Annotated in this window: 21 protein-coding genes; 9 read left to right on the forward strand and 12 right to left on the reverse strand. The window is 61.8% G+C overall.

Annotated features, from left to right (window positions below):
* The 3 genes from OEZ49_RS12460 to OEZ49_RS12470 form a co-directional block, all read right to left on the reverse strand.
* Positions 1-185: GTP-binding protein (locus tag OEZ49_RS12460; protein WP_263388620.1), on the reverse strand; the 185-nt coding region annotated here is incomplete at its 3' end.
* 107 nt (positions 186-292) lie between these two features.
* Complete coding sequence (locus OEZ49_RS12465; RefSeq protein WP_164131194.1) at positions 293-892, reverse strand: hypothetical protein; 600 nt, start codon at positions 890-892, stop codon at positions 293-295.
* A 100-nt stretch (positions 893-992) separates the two neighbouring features.
* A complete protein-coding gene (locus OEZ49_RS12470; protein WP_263388621.1) occupies positions 993-3,338 on the reverse strand; it encodes a DNA topoisomerase IV subunit A in 2,346 nt (781 codons plus the stop codon).
* Positions 3,339-3,552: 214 nt separating this feature from the next.
* Between OEZ49_RS12470 and OEZ49_RS12475 the strand changes: the two genes are divergently transcribed.
* The 6 genes from OEZ49_RS12475 to OEZ49_RS12500 all read left to right on the forward strand — a co-directional run bounded on the left by OEZ49_RS12475 (position 3,553) and on the right by OEZ49_RS12500 (position 8,043).
* Complete coding sequence (locus OEZ49_RS12475; RefSeq protein WP_263388622.1) at positions 3,553-4,197, forward strand: SH3 domain-containing protein; 645 nt, start codon at positions 3,553-3,555, stop codon at positions 4,195-4,197.
* A gap of 74 nt (positions 4,198-4,271) precedes the next feature.
* Positions 4,272-5,099, forward strand: coding sequence for an SDR family NAD(P)-dependent oxidoreductase (locus OEZ49_RS12480; RefSeq protein WP_263388623.1), 828 nt, complete (start codon positions 4,272-4,274; stop codon positions 5,097-5,099).
* A 78-nt stretch (positions 5,100-5,177) separates the two neighbouring features.
* Positions 5,178-5,378: a twin transmembrane helix small protein gene (locus OEZ49_RS12485; protein ID WP_263388624.1), complete on the forward strand. Its 201-nt coding sequence runs from the start codon at positions 5,178-5,180 to the stop codon at positions 5,376-5,378.
* A gap of 3 nt (positions 5,379-5,381) precedes the next feature.
* Positions 5,382-5,954, forward strand: a complete 573-nt coding sequence (locus OEZ49_RS12490) for a cob(I)yrinic acid a,c-diamide adenosyltransferase (protein WP_263388625.1) — start codon at positions 5,382-5,384, stop codon at positions 5,952-5,954.
* 401 nt (positions 5,955-6,355) lie between these two features.
* Positions 6,356-7,114: an electron transfer flavoprotein subunit beta/FixA family protein gene (locus tag OEZ49_RS12495; RefSeq protein ID WP_263388626.1), complete on the forward strand. Its 759-nt coding sequence runs from the start codon at positions 6,356-6,358 to the stop codon at positions 7,112-7,114.
* The gene (locus OEZ49_RS12500) at positions 7,114-8,043 is read left to right on the forward strand and encodes an electron transfer flavoprotein subunit alpha/FixB family protein (protein WP_263388627.1); all 930 of its coding nucleotides are present in this window, start codon (positions 7,114-7,116) and stop codon (positions 8,041-8,043) included. The genes OEZ49_RS12495 and OEZ49_RS12500 overlap by 1 nt, the downstream gene beginning before the upstream one ends.
* Before the next feature lie 65 nt (positions 8,044-8,108).
* Here the strand turns inward: OEZ49_RS12500 and OEZ49_RS12505 are convergent, their stop codons facing one another.
* Positions 8,109-8,939 (reverse strand): DUF6473 family protein, encoded by an 831-nt coding sequence (locus OEZ49_RS12505; protein WP_263388628.1) that lies wholly within the window; start codon positions 8,937-8,939, stop codon positions 8,109-8,111.
* Positions 8,940-9,105: 166 nt separating this feature from the next.
* Between OEZ49_RS12505 and OEZ49_RS12510 the strand changes: the two genes are divergently transcribed.
* Entirely contained in the window at positions 9,106-9,981 is an 876-nt protein-coding gene (locus tag OEZ49_RS12510) for a 3-hydroxybutyryl-CoA dehydrogenase (protein WP_263388629.1), read from the forward strand.
* A 70-nt stretch (positions 9,982-10,051) separates the two neighbouring features.
* Here OEZ49_RS12510 and OEZ49_RS12515 read toward each other — a convergent pair whose 3' ends face one another.
* Genes OEZ49_RS12515 through OEZ49_RS12545 form a run of 7 tightly spaced genes read right to left on the reverse strand, consistent with a single transcriptional unit; the run spans position 10,052 to position 15,457 of the window.
* Positions 10,052-10,945 (reverse strand): lysophospholipid acyltransferase family protein, encoded by an 894-nt coding sequence (locus tag OEZ49_RS12515; RefSeq protein WP_263388630.1) that lies wholly within the window; start codon positions 10,943-10,945, stop codon positions 10,052-10,054.
* A gap of 41 nt (positions 10,946-10,986) precedes the next feature.
* A complete protein-coding gene (locus tag OEZ49_RS12520; RefSeq protein WP_263388631.1) occupies positions 10,987-11,256 on the reverse strand; it encodes an HPr family phosphocarrier protein in 270 nt (89 codons plus the stop codon).
* Positions 11,257-11,272: 16 nt separating this feature from the next.
* Positions 11,273-11,665 carry a PTS sugar transporter subunit IIA gene (locus OEZ49_RS12525; protein WP_164131215.1) on the reverse strand — a complete coding sequence of 131 codons (393 nt, stop codon included), beginning with the start codon at positions 11,663-11,665 and terminating at the stop codon, positions 11,273-11,275.
* On the reverse strand, positions 11,662-12,543 hold the full coding sequence (gene rapZ / locus OEZ49_RS12530) for an RNase adapter RapZ (RefSeq protein WP_263388632.1): 882 nt from the start codon (positions 12,541-12,543) through the stop codon (positions 11,662-11,664). Before rapZ ends, OEZ49_RS12525 begins: the two co-directional genes overlap by 4 nt.
* A complete protein-coding gene (locus OEZ49_RS12535; RefSeq protein ID WP_263388633.1) occupies positions 12,540-13,010 on the reverse strand; it encodes an HPr kinase/phosphorylase in 471 nt (156 codons plus the stop codon). Before OEZ49_RS12535 ends, rapZ begins: the two co-directional genes overlap by 4 nt.
* A 3-nt stretch (positions 13,011-13,013) precedes the next feature.
* Entirely contained in the window at positions 13,014-14,723 is a 1,710-nt protein-coding gene (locus OEZ49_RS12540; protein ID WP_263388634.1) for a sensor histidine kinase, read from the reverse strand.
* A gap of 32 nt (positions 14,724-14,755) precedes the next feature.
* Positions 14,756-15,457 carry a response regulator transcription factor gene (locus OEZ49_RS12545; protein WP_263388635.1) on the reverse strand — a complete coding sequence of 234 codons (702 nt, stop codon included), beginning with the start codon at positions 15,455-15,457 and terminating at the stop codon, positions 14,756-14,758.
* Between the two features lie 338 nt (positions 15,458-15,795).
* On the opposite strand from OEZ49_RS12545, the gene OEZ49_RS12550 reads away from it, so the two are divergent.
* Positions 15,796-17,394 (forward strand): phosphoenolpyruvate carboxykinase, encoded by a 1,599-nt coding sequence (locus OEZ49_RS12550; protein ID WP_263388636.1) that lies wholly within the window; start codon positions 15,796-15,798, stop codon positions 17,392-17,394.
* A 51-nt stretch (positions 17,395-17,445) separates the two neighbouring features.
* Here OEZ49_RS12550 and OEZ49_RS12555 read toward each other — a convergent pair whose 3' ends face one another.
* Positions 17,446-18,813: an FAD-dependent oxidoreductase gene (locus OEZ49_RS12555; protein ID WP_263388637.1), complete on the reverse strand. Its 1,368-nt coding sequence runs from the start codon at positions 18,811-18,813 to the stop codon at positions 17,446-17,448.
* A gap of 220 nt (positions 18,814-19,033) precedes the next feature.
* Between OEZ49_RS12555 and OEZ49_RS12560 the strand changes: the two genes are divergently transcribed.
* Positions 19,034-19,867: a DeoR/GlpR family DNA-binding transcription regulator gene (locus OEZ49_RS12560; RefSeq protein WP_263388638.1), complete on the forward strand. Its 834-nt coding sequence runs from the start codon at positions 19,034-19,036 to the stop codon at positions 19,865-19,867.
* The last annotated feature ends 31 nt before the right edge of the window (positions 19,868-19,898 follow it).

Genomic DNA, 19,898 nt, shown 5'->3' on the forward strand with positions numbered 1-19,898 from the left:
TGCGCGGTCGAGATCGTGATCCCGCGCGCCTTCTCCTCGGGCGCCGAGTCAATCGCGTCATACGCCTTGAAGTCGCCGAAATACTTCGTGATTGCTGCGGTCAGCGTGGTCTTGCCGTGGTCAACGTGCCCAATCGTGCCGATGTTGACGTGCGGTTTCGTACGCGCGAACTTTTCCTTTGCCATTCCTCAGGCGCCCTTTTGCGGTTTGGGGGACCCTTGGTCCCGGGTTGCATCTGCGCGCGCGGGATATTTGGTTCAAAGAAGAAAATCAAGCCAATCGTGACCGATTGTCAGCCTTCCAGCGGTTTCAGCAGCCCGGTGGCCGCATCCGAGGCGGGCGCGGCCTCTGGCCGCTTGTTGAACCAGCCCTTTTCCTTTTGCATCTCGACCAGCCAGTCCTCGATCTCTCCGACCGCGTTGCGTGACAGACCCAGCAGCTGTTCCTCGCGGGTGCGGGCATTGCCCGATCCGATCAGCCAGGATTCGCCCGTGGTGGCCTCGAACACGGTGAACTGTTCGACCTCGGGGTTCAGCTTGCTCTGAGTTGCGTCGTCCCAGACGGTAACATTGATGATCAGCGCCGATTTCGGGCTGTAGACCACCGGCACGCCCGGGGGGGCCAGCATGTAGCCCTCGACGCTGATGCCGAGATGATAGAATTGCGAGCCCTGGTATTGCGGGAACCGTTCGCCTACGGCGGTTTTCAGCGCGGCCTCCCATTCCTCGGCGGTGGCATCGCGCGAGATCGGGCCCTTTTGCGCCTTGCCGGCAAAGACCACATAGTGGCCCAGCTTGAATTCGCCGAGATCCTCAAGCGGCTCTTCGGGGGTCGCGGCGGTGCAGGCGGCCAGCAGGGCCATCCCGGTCAACAGGGCAAGAATACGGATCATGAACATGTCTCGACAGGCCTTGGGTTTGGGGGGATGTAGCGCAGCGATGCCCCTCATGCCAAGCGGCATCGCCCGGATTTCACCAATCGCGCCCTTTTGATCACGTGAATCTATAGGTTCGGGGGAAGCCGTATGGCGGTTTCTTGCCGACACCGGCGCGTTTTGACAGCCATTGGCCCAGATCGGTCTCGTGACGGGTCTTGTCGCCGCCCATCGACCATTTAAGCCCCTCGTCCCAGTTGAACGTGGTCACGTCCGACAGGCCACCGTCGAGTTCGAGTGTGCCCTGGCGGCCGCGCGCCATGTTGTACTTTTGCAAGCGAACGCCCTTGCCACGACCCATTTCGGGCAGTTCGGCGATGGGGAACACCAGGAACTTGCCGTTCTGCGACACCACCGCCACATGGTCGCCCTGAACCGGGTGGCAGATCAGCGCGCGCTCGTCGGCGCCGACATTAAGCACCTGCTTACCGGTTCGGGTCTGAGCCAGCACGTCCTCTTCGGGCACGAGGAAGCCGTTGCCCGCGTTCGAGGCGACGATCAGCTTGCGGCCGGGACGATGGATCAGGATATCGACGATCTCGGCCTCGTTGGGCAGATCGACCATCAGACGCAGGGGTTCGCCCATGCCGCGGCCACCGGGCAGGTTCGACGCGCCGACCGTATAGAATCGCCCGTTCGACGCAAAGATCAGCAGCTTGTCTGTGGTTTCCGCGTGGAAGATGAAGCGCGGGCCGTCGCCGTCCTTGAACTTCAACTCGCGGGTCAGGTCGATATGGCCGGTCATGGCGCGGATCCAGCCCATCTGCGAGCAGACCACGGTGATCGGCTCGCGCTCGATCATCGCCTCCAGCGGAACCTCTTCGACCTCGCCCGCCTCGGCAAAGCGGGTACGGCGGGCACCGCCGGGGTAGTCCTTGCCAAAGGTCTTCTTTGTCTCTTTCAACTGCTCCGAGATGCGCGCCCATTGCAGGTCGGGATCGGCCAGCAAGTCTTCGATCTCGGCGCGCTCGGCCATCAGGGCGTCGCGCTCGCGGATCAATTCCATCTCTTCCAATCGGCGCAAGCTGCGCAGGCGCATGTTGAGGATGGCTTCGGCCTGAACCTCGCTCAACTCGCCCTCGCCCGGCGCGGGCGAGACATAATCACCCTCATTCAGCGCGCGGGGGTGGTCGACGCCCCATTCCTCGCGCATCAGAGCGGCCTTCGGATCCTCGTCGTAACGGATGATGTCGATCACCCGGTCGAGATTGAGGAAGGCGATGATGAAGCCTTCGAGCACTTCGAGCCGGTGGTCGATCTTGCCCAGCCGGTGGCGCGAGCGGCGCAAGAGCACCTCTTGCCGGTGGTCGAGGAAGGCGCGCAGCACCTCCTTCATCGAACAGACCTTGGGCGTGACCCCGTCGATCAGCACGTTCATGTTCAGGCTGAACCGCACCTCGAGATCTGAGTTGCGGTAGAGCATCCCCATCAGCACCTCGGGATCCACGTTCTTGGTGCGCGGCTCCAGCACGACCCGGATATCGTCGGCGCTCTCGTCGCGCACATCGGCGAGGATCGGCACCTTTTTGGTCTGGATGACCTCGGCCAGCTTTTCGATCAGCTTCGATTTCTGGACCTGATAGGGGATCTCGGTGACCACGATCTGCCATTGGCCACGGCCCAGATCCTCGACCTCGTATTTGCAGCGCAGCCGGAAGCTGCCCCGCCCGGTGCGATAGGCCTGGGCGATACTCTCGGCCGGTTCGACGATGATGCCGCCGGTGGGGAAATCGGGACCGGGCACGTAGTTCAACAGCGTGTCGTCGCGCGCATCGGGCGTCTTGATCAGATGCAGGCAGGCGTCGCACAGCTCGGCAATGTTATGGGGCGGGATGTTGGTGGCCATGCCCACCGCGATGCCGCTGCTGCCATTGGCCAAGAGGTTCGGAAACTGCGCCGGCAACACCACCGGTTCGGTGAGCGTGCCGTCATAGTTGTCGCGAAAATCGACCGCATCCTCGTTCAGACCATCCAGCAGCGCCTCAGCCACGATGGTCATTCGCGCTTCGGTGTAGCGGCTGGCCGCCGGGTTGTCGCCGTCGATATTCCCGAAGTTCCCCTGCCCGTCGACCAGCGGGTAACGAACGTTGAAATCCTGCGCCAGACGCGCCATCGCATCATAGATCGCGGCATCCCCATGCGGGTGATAGTTGCCCATCACGTCGCCCGAGATCTTGGCCGACTTGCGGAACCCGCCCCCGGAACTGAGTCGCAATTCGCGCATGGCATAGAGAATCCGGCGATGCACCGGTTTTAGCCCGTCGCGCGCATCGGGCAATGCCCGGTGCATGATCGTGCTTAGCGCATAGGTCAGGTACCGCTCGCCAATGGCGCGGCGCAGCGGTTCGGCCACTTCTTGCCCACCGCCTTCCTTCATGTTGGGGTCGTCGATCGTTTCGCTCATAGATGATGTGATACGCGCTCTGCCGTTTCTGGTAAAGCAACAGGCGTGGAATTTGCTGGGGACAAGTCCGGGTTTCTGGACAGTAGCGGGGAAAACCCAAAAGATTTGTCCCTTTTTAGACTCATACCCCCGGCTATGCTAAGATTTATCAGGCCAGTCTGCGGCCTGTTTTGTCATCGAATTTTGTTCGCTTGAATTCCGGGAGGCGCGTGTCATGCGCTTTGTCATCATTTCGTTTCTGTTTCTCGGCTGGGCTTTCTGGGAGCTCAGCGGGGGTAAGGATTTTGAACCGCGCGGCGTGCGCGCGCCCAAGGCAGAACAGGTTGCCGCCGCCCTTGAGAAACCCGCCGCGCCTCTGGTCAAGACGGAACCGGCAACATTGGTGGCCAAAGTCAAACTGACCCCACGCAAGCCGGAACCGGCAGTAGAAGAAGAAACGGTTGCGCTAAGCAGCCTGACCTCGGAAGAGCGGCTGGCAGTGCTGGCCCGAACCCGGGCCACCTTGGGCAAGGGACTGACATTTTTTGAGACCGATCCAGGCAAGACAATCACACTGGCCTCTCTCGAACAGGGCGCGTTGTCGTTTCGCGTGGAGCCGACCGAACCCGGTCCCGAACAGGACGAAGCAACGCCAGAAGCCAGCGCGCCCGCTGTCCCGGATCTGCGCGAGGTCACGGCGGCACGGGTGAACATGCGGGACGGGCCAGGCACGATCTATCCGGTGATCGCCCGCCTGACTGTCGGCCACAAGGTCGAAGTGCTGGACGACACCGGCACCGGCTGGTTGCGGCTGCGTGTGTTGCCGGAACAACAGATCGGTTGGATAGCCGCGTCACTTGTCAGCAAAAAGTCGAACTAAGGCACCCGAAGCATTGCCGCGAGCGGATCCAGCGCCTAGCACTAGGCGAAACTTGAGCCGGTGCGGTCAACCCAATGTCGAAATCCATTCTCATCACCGGCTGTTCGTCGGGCATCGGCCTGGCGGCCGCGCATGGCTTGCGGGCGCAGGGCTGGCGGGTCTTTGCCTCTTGTCGGCAGCAGCGCGACTGTGACCGGCTGCGGGCGCAGGGGTTCGAAAGTCCGCTGATCGACTATGCCGATGCCGACACCATCTCTGCCGGGCTGAGCGAGGTTCTAGCCACAACCGGCGGCACGCTGGATGCGCTGTTCAACAACGGGGCCTTTGGCATGCCCGGCGCGGTCGAGGACGTGCCGACCGAAGGACTGCGGCATATCTTCGAGGCAAACTTCTTTGGCTGGCACGAGTTGACGCGCCTGGTGATCCCGGTGATGCGGGCACAGGAGCACGGGCGGATCGTACAATGCTCGTCGGTTCTGGGACTGGTGGCCTATCCCTGGCGCGGCGCCTACACGGCGACCAAATTCGCGCTGGAAGGGCTGAGCGACACGCTGCGGCTGGAGTTGCAGGGCACCGGCATACATGTGGTGCTGATCGAGCCGGGGCCGATCACCTCGAAACTGCGGGAAAAGGCGATCCCACAGTTCGAGCGGTTCATCGACTGGCAGAACTCGGCGCTGCGCGACAAGTACGAAGGCGGACTGCTGAAACGGCTGTATGAAGATCGCGGGCCAGACCGGTTCGAACTGCCGCCCTCGGCGGTGACGGCCAAGCTGATCCACGCGCTGGAGGCGCGGCGACCGGCGCCGCGTTATTATGTCACCACGCCGACCTATATCGCCGGAATCCTACGCCGAATCCTGCCAACCCGGTTGAGCGACGCGGTACTGGGGCGCGTCTGAGTCGAAAAAGCGGTTCGCTTTTGCGCCGTGCCCGGCTAGATCACCCACAACGACGAAATTGCAAAGGCGAGGCGCCACATGGACCTGTTGATGATCGTGCTGCTGATGGCAATGGCTTCGGTCGTTGTCGTTCTGATGATCGGGCTGGGCGGATTTGCCAAGGGCGGCGCGTTCAACGCCAAGTACGGCAACAAGATGATGCAGCTGCGCCTGTTGATGCAGTTCATCGCGGTCGTGTTGATCGTGCTCTACGTTTATCTGCGCGGCACGGGGAACTGATCCATGGTGGTCCTGAACAAGATCTACACCCGTACCGGCGACAAGGGGCAGACCGCCCTGGGCAATGGCGAGCGGGTCGCCAAATACTCGGACCGGGTAAGCGCCTATGGCACGGTGGACGAGCTGAACAGCTTTGTGGGAGTGGCACGGCTGGTGGCCGAGGGAGAGGTGTACAAGGCGCTGTCGCATATCCAGAACGACCTGTTTGACCTGGGCGCGGACCTGTGCCGCCCGGATATGGAGAAGGATGCGCAGGCGGAGTACCCTCCGCTGCGCATGGCCGCCAATCAGGTGGCCCGGCTGGAGGCCGAGATCGACGCAATGAACGCCGGTCTCGACACGCTGCGCAGTTTCATCCTGCCGGGTGGCTCGACTTTGGCCGCGCATCTCCATGTCTGCCGCACCGTGGCCCGGCGCGCCGAGCGGCTGGTAGTGGAACTGGCCGGAAGCGAGACGGTGAACCCTGAGGCGATCACCTATCTGAACCGCCTGAGTGACTGGTTTTTCGTCGCCGCCCGCACCGCCAACAACGGTGGCAAGGACGATGTCTTGTGGGTTCCCGGGGCGAACCGCTGAGCCGAAGCTCTGAAAACTGTTGGACCCCTTGGGGCAGAGAGAAAATTCTCGAACAAGAATTTCCTCTAAAAAATTTGATTTTTTTGGCTCCGTCCAGTTCAGACCGGTCGCCAAAGTTCTATCGGATTGCCTTCAGGATCGGTACGGCAGGCGGAACAGCCATTCGTATAGGTAGAGCCCCCGAACTCCATGACCGCTTCCCTAGTTTTCGCCCGCCATCGACCGTCCGGTGGGGTAACAAAATTTCCCATGCGGTACATGAATTAGCGAAAACGCGACGTCGATTGCACATGACGTGACGATTTTGCCCTGTCCCGGCGCGCGTCAAGTCGCTATCAAACGCGGCGAGAGCATTGGGAGTCGCATGGCGGCTTGCCGTTTTTGAAGGAGAAAACGCAAAGATGAAGGTCCTTGTACCCGTCAAGCGCGTGATCGACTACAACGTGAAGGTTCGCGTCAAAGCGGACGGATCGGGTGTTGATCTCGCCAATGTGAAGATGTCGATGAACCCGTTCGACGAGATTGCCGTCGAAGAGGGAATTCGTCTGAAGGAAGCCGGCAAGGCCGACGAGATCGTCGTGGTCTCGATTGGTGTCAAGCAGGCGCAGGAAACCCTGCGCACCGCGCTGGCCATGGGCGCTGACCGCGCCATCCTGGTGGTCGCTGCCGATGACGTGCACACCGATATCGAGCCGCTGGCCGTAGCCAAGATCCTGGCGAAGATCGTCGAGGAAGAGCAGCCCGGCATCGTTCTGGCTGGCAAACAGGCAATCGACAACGACATGAACGCCACTGGACAGATGCTGTCGGCGCTCTTGGGCTGGTCCCAGGGCACCTTTGCCTCGGAACTGAGCGTCGAGGGTGATCACGCGCTGGTCACCCGCGAGGTGGACGGCGGCTTGCAGACCATCAAGGTCAAGATGCCCGCGATCATCACCGTGGACCTGCGCCTGAACGAGCCGCGCTATGCGTCGCTGCCCAACATCATGAAGGCGAAGAAAAAGCCGCTGGATGAGAAAACCGCCGCCGACTACGGCGTCGATGTCAGCCCGCGTCTGGAAATCGTCAAGACCGCAGAGCCGCCGGCGCGCGCCGCGGGCATCATCGTCGGCTCGGTCGACGAGCTGGTTGCGAAACTGAAAGAAGCGGGGGCTGTGTAATGGCTGTTCTTCTCCTTGCCGAAGTGACCGGTGGCGAACTGTCGGTCGACGCAACCGCCAAGGCGGTGAGCGCCGCCAAGGCGCTGGGTGATGTGACCGTTCTGGCCGCAGGCGCATCCGCCGCGGCCGCCGGTGAAGCCGCCGCCAAGATCGACGGCGTGTCGAAGGTGCTGGTCGCCGAGGATGCCTCGCTGGGTCATCGCCTGGCCGAAGCAACCGCCGCGCTAATCGTGAGTCTCGCCGATGGGTACGAGCATATCGTTGCCCCCGCCACCACCGACGCCAAGAACGTGATGCCGCGCGTGGCAGCGCTGTTGGACGCGATGGTGATCTCGGACGTGTCCGACGTGGTCGATGGCTCGACCTTCGAGCGCCCGATCTATGCCGGCAACGCCGTGCAGACCGTCAAGTCGAAGGATGCCAAGAAAGTCATCACCTTCCGCACCTCGACCTTTGACGCCGCAGGTCAGGGCGGGTCCGCCCCGGTCGAGACCATCTCGGTCGGCGCCAACCCGGGTCTGAGCGAATGGGTCGAGGACAAGGTGGCGGCCTCTGACCGCCCCGAGCTGACCTCGGCCGGGATCGTCGTTTCTGGCGGTCGTGGCGTGGGTTCGGAAGCGGACTTCAAACTGATCGAAGGTCTGGCCGACAAGCTGGGCGCCGCTGTCGGTGCATCCCGCGCAGCGGTCGATTCGGGCTATGCCCCTAACGACTGGCAGGTGGGCCAGACCGGCAAGGTCGTTGCGCCGCAGCTCTACGTCGCGGTTGGCATCTCGGGTGCGATCCAGCACCTGGCCGGCATGAAGGACTCCAAGATCATCGTCGCCATCAACAAGGACGAAGAAGCGCCGATCTTCCAGGTTGCCGACTTTGGCCTGGTGGCCGACCTGTTCCAGGCGGTTCCGGAACTGACCGAGAAACTCGGCTGAGGCCGGGCAAGAGTGTTTCGGTAAGAACTTTGCAAAGGCCCGCCACATGGCGGGCCTTTCGCGTTTCAGGTGTCGAGATCCTGCAAGGCCCGAAACAGCCTGTCCGCGATGAGGCGATGCGTCGCCGGGCCGATCATATGTTCGGCGGCGGGTTCTTGCAGCATGCCGAAGATCATGTCGTCCAGCTCGTCCGACTGGCCCGCCATCTGCACCTGGACCTCGACGGTGTCCAACGTCGCCGGTGCAAGGGCCGCGACCATCTCGGGCGTCACCATCAGCGGTTCGGTGCCCAGCGCCTCGGCCGGATCGTCGGGCCGCATGTGTTTGTAACGCAGCCACAGCAGGATCACGCGGCCACCAAAAGCGTCGATCAGGCTGCGCATCCGGGCCGACCAGGCCTGTTGCAGCTCGGTCCGGACGGTTGCGAAACGGTCCGGCGACACCGTGTGGAGCTGCCCCAGCATGTGCTTGTTGAAATGAAACTCGGTGAAGTCCACCTCGTTGTACAGGCGCGCCAGCAGCGGTGAGGCCTGGAGGAACCGGTCGTTGCGACGCGGATGCACGCGGTAGAGCCGGTTCGACAGGTTATGCGCAGCAGGCAGTTGCAGGATGCAGGCCTCGGCCCCCGTGGCGATGCGCGACAACTCGGGGTCATGCAACAGGGCATCCAGCCCGCTGTTGACGCTGCCGAGGTTGACACAGGCCTCGCCCAGGCGCGCCTCCAACAGTGCGGAATAGGGGGCCGCAACAAAGCGGCCATAGGTTTCGCTCCCCCCGATACAGGCCAGATACGGTGCAGACAGATCGCGACACGGGCCGCGAAAGCGCAGCTTGGACACGCCATACCGACAGGTTACGGCATCGGGCGCCCCCGCGCCCGGCAATTCATAACTCATGGCTCCCACCATTCTTGATTTTTCACCCGATGATCACCTTGGCGCCGCAACCGTTGCGATTCGCCTAATGCGCGGATTTGAAGCGAATTGATCGGGTCACTCCCCCTTGCCGCCGCCCCCGGCCTGCCGATATGGTCGCCGCAACGTAAGCAGGGGCAGAACAGCGATGGACATTCAGAAGGTCGGGGTGATCGGTGCGGGACAGATGGGCAATGGGATTGCCCATGTGATGGCCCTTGCGGGCTATGACGTGCTGCTCAGCGATGTCAGTCAGCAGGCGCTGGACAATGCTCTGACCATTGTTCGCGGCAACATGGCGCGCCAGGCCAGCCGCGGCAAGATTGGCGAAGGCGAGATGGAGGCCGCACTAGCGCGAATCTCGACCACGCTGACGCTGGCCGATATCGGCAAGACCGACCTGGTGATCGAAGCCGCGACAGAGCGGGAGACCATCAAGCAGGCGATCTTTGAGGATCTGCAACCGCATCTGCTGCCGCATACGATCCTGACCTCGAACACCTCTTCGATCTCTATCACCCGCCTGGCTAGCCGCACGGACCGGCCCGAGCGGTTCATGGGATTCCACTTCATGAACCCGGTGCCGGTAATGCAGCTGGTGGAACTGATCCGGGGTATCGCCACGGATGAGGAGACCTTTGCCTCGTGCAAGGCGGTGGTCGACAAGCTGGGCAAGACGGCTGCCAGCGCCGAGGATTTTCCGGCCTTCATCGTCAACCGCATCCTGATGCCGATGATCAACGAGGCGGTCTATACGCTTTATGAAGGGGTAGGCAACGTGCGCTCCATCGACGAGTCGATGAAGCTGGGCGCCAATCACCCGATGGGGCCGCTGGAACTGGCCGATTTTATCGGGCTGGATACCTGCCTGGCGATCATGAACGTGCTGCATGACGGGCTGGCCGATACCAAGTACCGCCCCTGCCCCTTGCTGACCAAATATGTCGAGGCGGGCTGGCTGGGCCGCAAGACCCAGCGCGGGTTCTACGACTATCGCGGCGAGGTGCCGGTTCCGACGCGCTGAGGGGGCACTGCCCCCGCCGCCCGTTCCGGGCGGCTCCCCCGGAATATTTCTGGCAAAATGGGGTCCGGGGTCAGGACTTGTCGCCGAGAGACAGCGTGTGGCGGCGCAGCCAGGCCATGAAACCGCGCGGATCGCGGCCCAGCAGCTCCATATCGCTCTCGGAGACCGGTTCGCCGATCACCGGTGCCTGCGGTTTCTTGCAAGAGCGCACGATCTCGTGCAGCAGCAGGCCCTGGCGCAGGATAGGCGAAACCTGACAGGCGATCTGATAGGCGCGTGAATTGCGACCGGGGAAGTAGATCGGCACCACCCGGGCGCCAGAGCGGCGGATCATCTGGGCGGTAAACACGTTCCATTCACGTTCGACGGGTTTGCCCCACCAGCTGTCCGAGGACATCACCACGCCGGACGGGAACAGCGCCACCACTCCACCGGCTTTGAGGTGGTCCATCGCCTTGGCGCGCATCTCGACCATCTTGCGTTGTGCTTCGGGGTCATGCGGGAACGGTACCGGGATCATGAAACTGGTCGCGGCCTCGTCCAGCCCGGTCAGTACCGAGCGGGTGAGAATGCGGTAGTCTTGCCGGACTCGGCCTACAAGCTCGGCCAGGATCATGCCGTCAACCATGCCATGGGGGTGGTTGGCGACCACCACCACTGGGCCTTCGCGCGGGATACGGGCGATCTGCTCGGCGGGTGTCAGAAGGTCGATGCCCATGATCCTGAGTGCGCCATCCCAGAACTTTTGCCCGCGATACTTCTCGTTTTGTTTTTCGAAGCGGCTGACCATCCGCAGGATCGTCAGCTTGCCGGTGCACCATTCGATGGCGCGAATGGCGAAGCTGGTCCAGGGATCATCGAAGGAATTGGCATAGGTCAGCGTCCGGCGGTCATAGATCTCGCCCTGCGGTGCCGGTTGGTCCACCGCCCCGGTCGACTTGTCGTTATGCGCGGTTTCCGCCAATATGTGTTTTTCCGTTCTTCGCACCGCTTGCGCGGATTGGGTCAATGGCCTTCGCCGAACCTGTCGTTGACCAGAGCTTCCAGCGCATCCGCCAGGGCATCGGCATCGGGCCCGTCCGTCTCGACGTCAATAGTGGTTCCGCGGGATGCTGCCAACATCAAAAGGCCCATGATGCTGTCGCCTGAGGCCGAAAGCCCGTCGCGCGAGACCTCGGCTGTGGCATCGAACCCTTCGACAACCTCGACCAGCTTGGCCGAGGCCCGGGCGTGCAGGCCCTTTTCGTTGACTATCTTTAAACTGCGTCGCGCCATGCAAATCCGTCCAGGGTCAATCGAGGGAAACGTTTTGAGTGTTGATATACTTGCGGCCCGCCTCCATCGCGGCCCGCACCGCGTCGCCCACCGGCAAATGGCGGCTCTTGGCCAGCTTGATCAGCATCGGCAGGTTGGCACCGTAGAGAATGCGCCGGTTCGCCGGAGCACAGGCTCGCAGGCTGAGATTTGACGGAGAGCCGCCAAAGAGATCGGTTACCACAACCACTCCATCGCCGGTATCGACCGCGTCCGCGGCGGCGATGATTTCCTGCTGCTTGGCCTCACGATCATGATCGGCCTCGATGGTGATGGCCGCCAACCCGGGTTGCTGGCCGACCACATGCTGCATCGCGGCCAGATACTCCTTTGCCAGCCCACCATGCGCAACGATCACAATTCCGATCAATCCGGCCTCACATCCATTCTGCGGCGTTCCATCTCGCGGTGCCTAATTGACACTTGCTGGCCTGCATCTGCAAGGGCCTTTGCGACCGCTTCGGCGAGCGCGACCGATCTGTGCTGCCCGCCGGTACAGCCAAATCCGACACTGAGATGCGCCTTTCCCTCGCTGCGGAATGCCGGCAGCAGGGAAATCAGCATATCCTTGACCTTGTCAAAGAAGGGGCCATAACGCTCATCGGACGCGACAAAGGCCGCGACATCCGGGTCGCGGCCGTCTGCGGCCCGCAACTCGGGGTCCCAATGCGGATTGGCAAGAAAACGGCAATCAAACACTATGTCCAGGCTACGCGGCAGCCCGCGTTTGTACGAAAAACTCTCGATTGAAACCGCAAGCTGACGTCCCTCGGACGGAGCAAACCACCGCTCGACTTCGGCGCGCAGCTGGTGGACGTTCATCATTGATGTGTCGATCAAAATATCCGCGATATCTCGGATCGGCTGCAAGAGATCCAGTTCGCGGGCGACGCCCGCCTCGGGACTGGCGCCCTGTGCCATCGGGTGTCGGCGGCGGGTTTCCGAGAAGCGGCGCAGCAGGACTTCGGCGCTGCAATCTAGATAGAGCGTAGTGACTTGCAGCCCGTCAATGGCTCCCAGATTCTTGAGCAGATCGAGAAATCCGTCGGTGGAAAAATCGCGGTTGCGGACGTCTATTCCAAGCGCGAGCGGACGATTAAGCGTAGGCCCATCCATCAAACGTACCAAGAGACCCATCGGCAAGTTGTCGATCGCCTCGAAACCAAGGTCCTCGAGCACATGGATCGTGGTTGAGCGCCCGGCGCCGGATGGGCCCGTCACCAATACGATCTGCGATACCTGTGTCATCGGTCCATTCCAATTGGGGCGACGCGCCCGGCTTTCAGCAGTTGCGCAAGCGATGGACCCAAATGGGGTATGGGCGGACGGAAAAGCAAGGGAACGGAATGTCCCAGTAGGCGAATTTCCCGAAAAGGCGGCAGGCGCTGCGGTTCTTCCTGGTCAAGGTCCAGAACCCAGGCCACAGATGCCGGGCCATGGACGAGCGCATGCAACAGGCCGAGGCCTCGCGCCTCGACAAGGCCGCTGATTGCGGGAATGGCACCGGCGACGACCGAAGACTCGGTTCGGCGCAGCGTGACCCTGTCATCGGATACCAGCCCCGCGCCCTGCGCCAGGAGGTCGAGCGCCAGGGTGGACTTGCCGCTGCCCGAGGCCCCGACGATCAGCAGCGCCCGCCCTGACAGGGCAACGCAGGAGGCGTGTACGATGGCTGTTTCGCCGGTGTCAAAGTTGGCCAGCGCCGGCGGTGTCATGGATCAGACCGGCAGGCCCACGACAAATCGGGCGCCCAGCGGATCCGAGGCCACGTCAGCCTCGGTCGGGCGAATGTTCTCGGCCCAGATGACGCCGCCATGGGCCTCGACGATCTGTTTCGAGATGGCCAGTCCCAGACCCGAATTGTTGCCAAAATGCTCTTCGGGGCGCTGCGAGTAAAAGCGCTTGAAAATCTTAGCCAGCGCTTCGTCCGGGATGCCGGGACCGGTGTCTTCGACCACCACCAGGACACGATTGGCGCGGCGCCGCGCCCAGACCCGAATGGCGTCGCCGTCTTCACAGAAGGAGATCGCGTTGGTGATCAAATTAACAAAGACCTGTGCCAGCCGCGCCTCAAGCCCCTGAATGACAATCGGATCGGGTGGCATGTCGGTGATATAATCGATGCCCTTAGAGCGCGCATCCTCGCCCAGGTACTGGTTGAGATTGTCCAGCATCGCGATCAGGTTAAAGGATTTCTCCTCTTCCTTGACCAGTTCGGCATCCAGCCGCGAGGCATTGGAGATGTCGCTGACCAGACGGTCCAGACGGCGCACGTCATGTTCGATTACCGACAAAAGCTTGTCGCGCTGATCCTCGCGTTTGACCATACGCAACGTGCCGACGGCGGATTGTAGGCTGGCGAGCGGGTTCTTGATTTCATGGGCGACATCGGCGGCGAATTGCTCGTTGCCGTCGATCCGGTTGTAGAGCGCCGATACCATCCCGCGCAAAGCACGACTGAGACGCCCGATCTCGTCGGGGCGCGCCGACAAGTCCGGGATCCTGATGCGGCCCGGGTTCATTTGGCGCGAATTACGATCTCGTCCCAGTTCCGCAGCTTCGGCCAGATCCGCCAGCGGATTGGCAATGGTCGAGGCCAGCACGAGGCTGAGACCGATCGAGACAAGGAGCGCGACGACGAACATTTGCAGGACCCGCTCGCGATCACGGCGCGCCAATGCGTCGATCTCGCCCGCCGGGCTGGCCATCGCAACGGCGCCAATCGGGCGGCCGCCTTGCAGGATCGGCGTCGCCGCGGCGATCACAGTGCCGCCAGCGGTGTTCAGGACAGTTTCTATTCGGCTTTCACCGTTCAGTGCATCCGGCACTAGTTTGGCGATCTGCTGTTCCAGTGGTGGTGCCTCGGTCCGCTGCCGGCCAGCAAACACTGAAGATACCCCAGCCCAGAGGGCGCTGAGTGTATCGGTGATGATCGTTGTTCCGATCACATCGCGGTTCAGAGCTTCAAGCTCGGGGTGAACCTTGACGCCCTTCGTTTGCCCAACCAGGCTCTGCGCCATGTCGAAAACAAACACTTCGGCCCCGCGCCGCAGCGTAAGGCCCTCGAGCGTCGTGCTGACATCGAACCCGTCGCCGGTAGCAAGGTTGACGGGCGACGTGTCGGTGATCTGCGCCTCGAACACATCCGCGATCAGCTGGGTTTCGCCAACCATCGCCCCGGCGCGCTGAACAACCAGCCCGTCGCGGGCATCGTTCAGATAGAGAATGCCGGCTACCAGAATGATCAGTGCAATCAGGTTAAAGGTGATGATCTTGCGGGTCAGCGGCGAGCCGCGCAGCGAAAAGACGCTGCGCCGTGCGCGCTTGACGCGCAGTTCCTGCGACACAGTGCTTTTGGGGGCGACCCAGTCGTCGCCCAGCACAACATCGCCGTTGTGAGTATTCTCTGAGGTGCCCGTGTCGCGCACGCGATCCCCCCGGTACCGCCCGTTCAGGGTGTTTATTCTTCGTTATATCTGTAGCCGATCCCGTACAGCGTCTCAATCGCCGCGAAATCCGGATCGGCCGAACGCATCTTCTTGCGCAGGCGCTTGATGTGGCTGTCGATGGTCCGGTCGTCCACGTAGACCTGATCGTCATAAGCAACATCCATCAGCTGATCGCGGCTTTTGACGAAGCCAGGCCGCTGCGCGAGCGCCTGCAACAGCAGGAATTCGGTCACTGTCAACGAAACGTCCGAGCCCTTCCAGCTGACCGCGTGGCGCAGCGGGTCCATCCGCAAGTGCCCGCGTTCCATCACCTTGGTCTCAGGTGTGGTGCCGGTCACGTCGCCAGCCACGGCCTCTTGCCGCCGCAACAACGCCCTGATCCGTTCCACCAACAGGCGCTGCGAGAACGGTTTTTTGACATAGTCGTCGGCGCCCATGCGCAGGCCCAGCACCTCGTCGATCTCGTCGTCCTTGGAGGTGAGGAAGATCACCGGCATCTGGGTTTTCTGCCGCAGGCGCTGCAACAAGTCCATGCCATCCATCCGCGGCATCTTGATATCCAGGACCGCCATATCCGGCAATTTCTTGTTAAACGCGTCGAGGGCGGCCTGACCATCGTTATATGTTTCAACTTCGAAACCCTCGGCCTCGAGAGTCATCGAAACGGACGTCAGAATGTTTCTGTCGTCATCAACCAAAGCAATCTTTGACATCGTGAGTGCCCCTAATCTGCTCGCATCTGCCTTATTTTTTTTCCATTCATCGCTCTTTTGGCGTTGCGAATCAATCCGAAACTGCGATTCGCCCGTCTCTGATGGGAGATTGAGACAAAAAAATCCTAACCAGTTCTGAATCCATGCTCTTGAAATAGGCCGGAAATTCATGGTTGCGCTAAACTGCAACTTGGTTGCGCTAACTGCGCCAAAGCGTCCTGTTCATGTCCCAAAGCGTCATGATAAGAGGCGCTCACACCGGCCAACGCCGGAGCCAAGCCCAAAGGGCGCGATGGTGCCGTAATGGTCCCGGGCCGCCGACACACGGAGAATGACGCATGACATCTGGACGGGTTAACCCGCAATTCCGCCTCGAAGATCAGGGCATCGAGGGTCTGGGCAATGTCTATTACAACTTCATGGAACCGGCGCTGATCGAAGCGGCGCTGAAGCGGGGCGAAGGCACGCTGGGCAATGGCGGGGCGTTCCTGGTCACCACCGGCAAGTTCACCGGTCGCTCGCCCAAGGACAAGCACGTGGTCAAGACCGCCGGCGTTGCTGACAGCATCTGGTGGGAAAACAATGCCGAGATGAGCCCCGAAGGGTTCGACGCGCTTTATAACGACATGCTGGCCCATATGAAGGGCAAGGATTACTTCGTGCAGGATCTGGTCGGCGGCGCCGACCCGGCCTATTCGATCAACGTGCGCATGGTCACCGAACTGGCCTGGCACAACCTGTTCATCCGCCACCTGCTGCGCCGTCCGGCGCGCGAGGATCTGAACGAGTTCATCGCCGATTTCACCGTCATCAACTGCCCCAGCTTTCAGGCCGACCCGGCCAAGCACGGCTGCCGCAGCGAAACCGTGATCGCGATGAATTTCGATCGCAAGCTGATCCTGATCGGCGGTACCGAGTATGCGGGCGAGAACAAGAAATCGGTGTTCACCCTGCTGAACTACATGCTGCCCGAAAAGGGCGTGATGCCGATGCATTGCTCGGCCAACCACGCGGTCGGCAACCCGGTCGACACCGCCGTGTTCTTTGGCCTTTCGGGCACCGGCAAGACCACACTGTCGGCCGACCCGGCGCGCGTTCTGATCGGCGATGACGAACACGGCTGGTCGGATCGCGGCACCTTCAACTTCGAAGGCGGCTGCTATGCCAAGACCATCAACCTCAACCCCGAGGCCGAGCCGGAAATCTACGCCACCACCACCAAGTTCGCGACCGTCATCGAAAACATGGTGTTCGATGAAGAGACCAAGGAACTGAACTTCGACGATGACAGCCTGACGGCCAACATGCGGTGCGCCTATCCTCTGGAATACATCTCGAACGCGTCGGCCTCGGCGCTGGGCGGACATCCCAAGAACATCATTATGCTGACCTGCGACGCCTTTGGCGTGCTGCCGCCGATCGCGCGGCTGACCCCGGCGCAGGCGATGTATCACTTCCTGTCTGGCTTCACCTCGAAAGTGGCCGGAACCGAGCGGGGTGTGACAGAGCCGCAGCCGACATTCTCGACCTGCTTTGGCGCGCCCTTCATGCCGCGCCGCCCCGAGGTCTATGGCAACCTGCTGCGCGACAAGATCGCCCGTCACGGCGCGACCTGCTGGCTGGTCAACACCGGATGGACCGGCGGCGCTTATGGCGTTGGCAGCCGGATGCCAATCAAGGCGACCCGCGCCCTGCTGACCGCCGCGCTCAACGGATCGCTCAACAATGCCGAGTTCCGCAAGGACGCCAATTTCGGCTTTGACGTACCGGTATCGGTGCCCGGCGTGGCCGAAGTTCTGCTGGACCCGCGCCGCACCTGGGACGATCAGGGCGCCTTTGACAAGCAGGCGGCCAAGCTGGTGCAGATGTTCGCCGACAATTTCGAACAGTATGTTCCTTATATCGACGAGGACGTGAAGGCCGTCGCCATCGGCTGATCCGTTCGAAACCAGATCAAGGGCCCCGCCATCCGGCGGGGCCTTTTTCGTTCAGTGATGGCGCCCGCCCTGGCGCTCCAGTTCTTTCTGGATCAGCAGCGGGTCGATCTCGTCCAGCGGGCGGTTCGATTTCACCGATAGCGCCGCCGCGATACCCGCCCCCTGCCCGGTCACCGCGCAGCAGGCCATGTTGCGGGTGGCGGCGTGGCTGATCCGGTCACCACCGGTGATGCGGCCCGCGACCAGCAGGTTTTTCACCTTGCGGGGCAGCAGGTTGCGATAGGGCATCTGGAAATAGCGCCCGGTGGTGGGCAGGATCAGGATGCCGTAGCCGTCAATGAACTCGGGGAAGATGCCGATGGAATCCTCAAACCGGCCCTGCTCGCGCACATCCGTTTCGGTCATGTTGTAAAGGCAATCAACCTTGCGCGTATCGCGGATGCCGATCGACATGCCGAAGTTACGCAACCGGATATTCTCGCATCCGGGTGTGTAGCGGCGCAGCGCCTCGATGGCCAGCATGGTCTGACGGCGGCCCTCGATCTCGTAAGTCGTCAGGCTGTCGGGGTCGGTGCCGTCGCAGCCATCGAGATGGATGAGGTTCATATAGGTAAGTTCGCCGGTGTCATGCACCGCGCCCCAGGTGCCTGAGATGGTATTCAGATGCGGCGGAATCAGCCCGTCGCGGATCGCCTGCTGGAAGGGCTTCTTGAGGAAGGGTGAGAACATGTCATCCTCTTTCCCCGAGGTCTCGATATTCCACTCGCCGCCACCCCAATCCTTGTAGGTCTGCGGGTCGGCCTTGACCCCGTCCATGAAACGCTGCTTGTCCACCCCGGCCAGGTTAAACATGACCGAAGCCGCCATCATCAGTTCGGCAGGCGTCTTGTAAACGGGCGCCCCGGCGCGGGCCACTACATCTGCGTCGCCGGTGGCATCGATCACCCTCTTGGCCAGGATCGCCTCGCGCCCCGATTTCGATTCGGTGACGATACCGATGATCGTGTCGCCCTCCATCAGGGGTGCCACGAAAAAGCGGTGCAGCATAGGGCGGATATTGGGCTCGTCCAGCACCATGCGGTCAGCGACCAGCTTGAAACCCTCGCTGTCGATCTCGTGGCTCAGTGATTGGCTTTCGGGCACGGCGGCGCCCATTTCCTTGGCCTTTTCCTCGAATTCGCGGGCGATGCCGTTCGATTCGATGGTCTGTTCGTGGCGATACCAGTGCATCCCCTCGACTCCGACCACGGTCAGGTTGCCGCCGAAACAGCCGAACCGTTCGACCAGCGTGACCTCGGCCCCTGCCTGCGCCGCCGCCAGCGCGGCAGGCAGCCCGCCCGGCCCCGAGCCCACAACCAGCACATCGGTCTCGTGTACAACGTCGATCTCGCGCGCAGGTTCCGTTATCTGTCTTGCCATCCCTGGCCTCCCCTTCAGACATGCGGTTGCCCAGCTATTGCGCCTAGACCCGTTCTGAGCAATGGCGGTTTTGATGCCAGTAGCGCTGACCTTGCCACAGGTCATTTGCGCCCAGCCCGAAATATCCACATCAATGATGAAACTTTCTTCGAAAGGTCATCAAACTGTTACTCGTCTTTGTTTTTTGTGGATTTATGACGAAATTTGTGTGTTTGCTGGCATGATGAAGGATACCGACACCAAAGTTCCCCACCGGGGGCACGAGCTTCTGGATGTGCTGGCCCGACTTGGTGGATCTGCGCGCAACGGGCAGATCGCCCAGGTCATGGACGTGTCAGAAGAAACCGTTCGCCGGTTGGTCAAGTCCCTGGCCAAGCAAGGGAAGGTCGAACGGGTGCACGGCGGCACCTACCTGCGCGGTTCGCAGGATGCACCGATGTATTCGGGTGCGCTGGAACAATTGCCCAAGGAAAAGACCCGCATCGCCAAGGGGGTGATGAGCCTGATCCAGGACGGCATGGCGATCTTTGTGAATGTCGGCTCTACTACCACCTATGTCGCCGAGCAGTTGCGCGAGCTCAAGGACCTGATCGTTGTCACCAACTCGATCTCGGTCGTTGCGGCGCTGGCCGATCACAATGGCAGCCGTGTGTTTCTGGCGGGCGGTGAGGTCTCGCGCGCCGAACGCGGCAGTTTCGGTCGTGCGGCCGAGGAGTTCTCGAAACAGTTCTCTTATGACGCGCTGATCATCGGCGCCGATGCGGTTTCGCCGGACCTGGGTGTTCTGGCCAACAATCCGCGCGAGGCGGAACTGACACGTGCCCTCACGGGACATGCACAGCGCGTCATTGTCGCCGCAGATTGCAGGAAATTCACCGCGACCGCGCCCTGTGTCGCTTGTCCGATGGACAAGGTGACGGACCTAGTCACCGATGGTGACCCGCCCGACCCGCTGGCCGAGGCGCTGAACCGGGCGGGCGCGCGGACGCATATTACTTCGAAATCCGGCCGGATCACGACCCGGACACCTCTGCCCGACGCGGCAGAGCAATAATCAGAACTGAGCGTTTTCTTACCGATGGGAG

The organism is Ruegeria marisflavi (genome assembly GCF_025673445.1).
GTDB lineage: Bacteria > Pseudomonadota > Alphaproteobacteria > Rhodobacterales > Rhodobacteraceae > Ruegeria_B > Ruegeria_B marisflavi.

Coding starts and splice junctions, on each gene's coding strand:
- OEZ49_RS12465 (WP_164131194.1), bottom strand. CDS start 892: ATGATCCGTATTCTTGCCCTGTTGACCGGGATGGCCCTGCTGGCCGCC.
- OEZ49_RS12470 (WP_263388621.1), bottom strand. CDS start 3,338: ATGAGCGAAACGATCGACGACCCCAACATGAAGGAAGGCGGTGGGCAA.
- OEZ49_RS12475 (WP_263388622.1), top strand. CDS start 3,553: ATGCGCTTTGTCATCATTTCGTTTCTGTTTCTCGGCTGGGCTTTCTGG.
- OEZ49_RS12480 (WP_263388623.1), top strand. CDS start 4,272: ATGTCGAAATCCATTCTCATCACCGGCTGTTCGTCGGGCATCGGCCTG.
- OEZ49_RS12485 (WP_263388624.1), top strand. CDS start 5,178: ATGGACCTGTTGATGATCGTGCTGCTGATGGCAATGGCTTCGGTCGTT.
- OEZ49_RS12490 (WP_263388625.1), top strand. CDS start 5,382: ATGGTGGTCCTGAACAAGATCTACACCCGTACCGGCGACAAGGGGCAG.
- OEZ49_RS12495 (WP_263388626.1), top strand. CDS start 6,356: ATGAAGGTCCTTGTACCCGTCAAGCGCGTGATCGACTACAACGTGAAG.
- OEZ49_RS12500 (WP_263388627.1), top strand. CDS start 7,114: ATGGCTGTTCTTCTCCTTGCCGAAGTGACCGGTGGCGAACTGTCGGTC.
- OEZ49_RS12505 (WP_263388628.1), bottom strand. CDS start 8,939: ATGAGTTATGAATTGCCGGGCGCGGGGGCGCCCGATGCCGTAACCTGT.
- OEZ49_RS12510 (WP_263388629.1), top strand. CDS start 9,106: ATGGACATTCAGAAGGTCGGGGTGATCGGTGCGGGACAGATGGGCAAT.
- OEZ49_RS12520 (WP_263388631.1), bottom strand. CDS start 11,256: ATGGCGCGACGCAGTTTAAAGATAGTCAACGAAAAGGGCCTGCACGCC.
- rapZ (WP_263388632.1), bottom strand. CDS start 12,543: ATGACACAGGTATCGCAGATCGTATTGGTGACGGGCCCATCCGGCGCC.
- OEZ49_RS12535 (WP_263388633.1), bottom strand. CDS start 13,010: ATGACACCGCCGGCGCTGGCCAACTTTGACACCGGCGAAACAGCCATC.
- OEZ49_RS12545 (WP_263388635.1), bottom strand. CDS start 15,457: ATGTCAAAGATTGCTTTGGTTGATGACGACAGAAACATTCTGACGTCC.
- OEZ49_RS12550 (WP_263388636.1), top strand. CDS start 15,796: ATGACATCTGGACGGGTTAACCCGCAATTCCGCCTCGAAGATCAGGGC.
- OEZ49_RS12555 (WP_263388637.1), bottom strand. CDS start 18,813: ATGGCAAGACAGATAACGGAACCTGCGCGCGAGATCGACGTTGTACAC.
- OEZ49_RS12560 (WP_263388638.1), top strand. CDS start 19,034: ATGATGAAGGATACCGACACCAAAGTTCCCCACCGGGGGCACGAGCTT.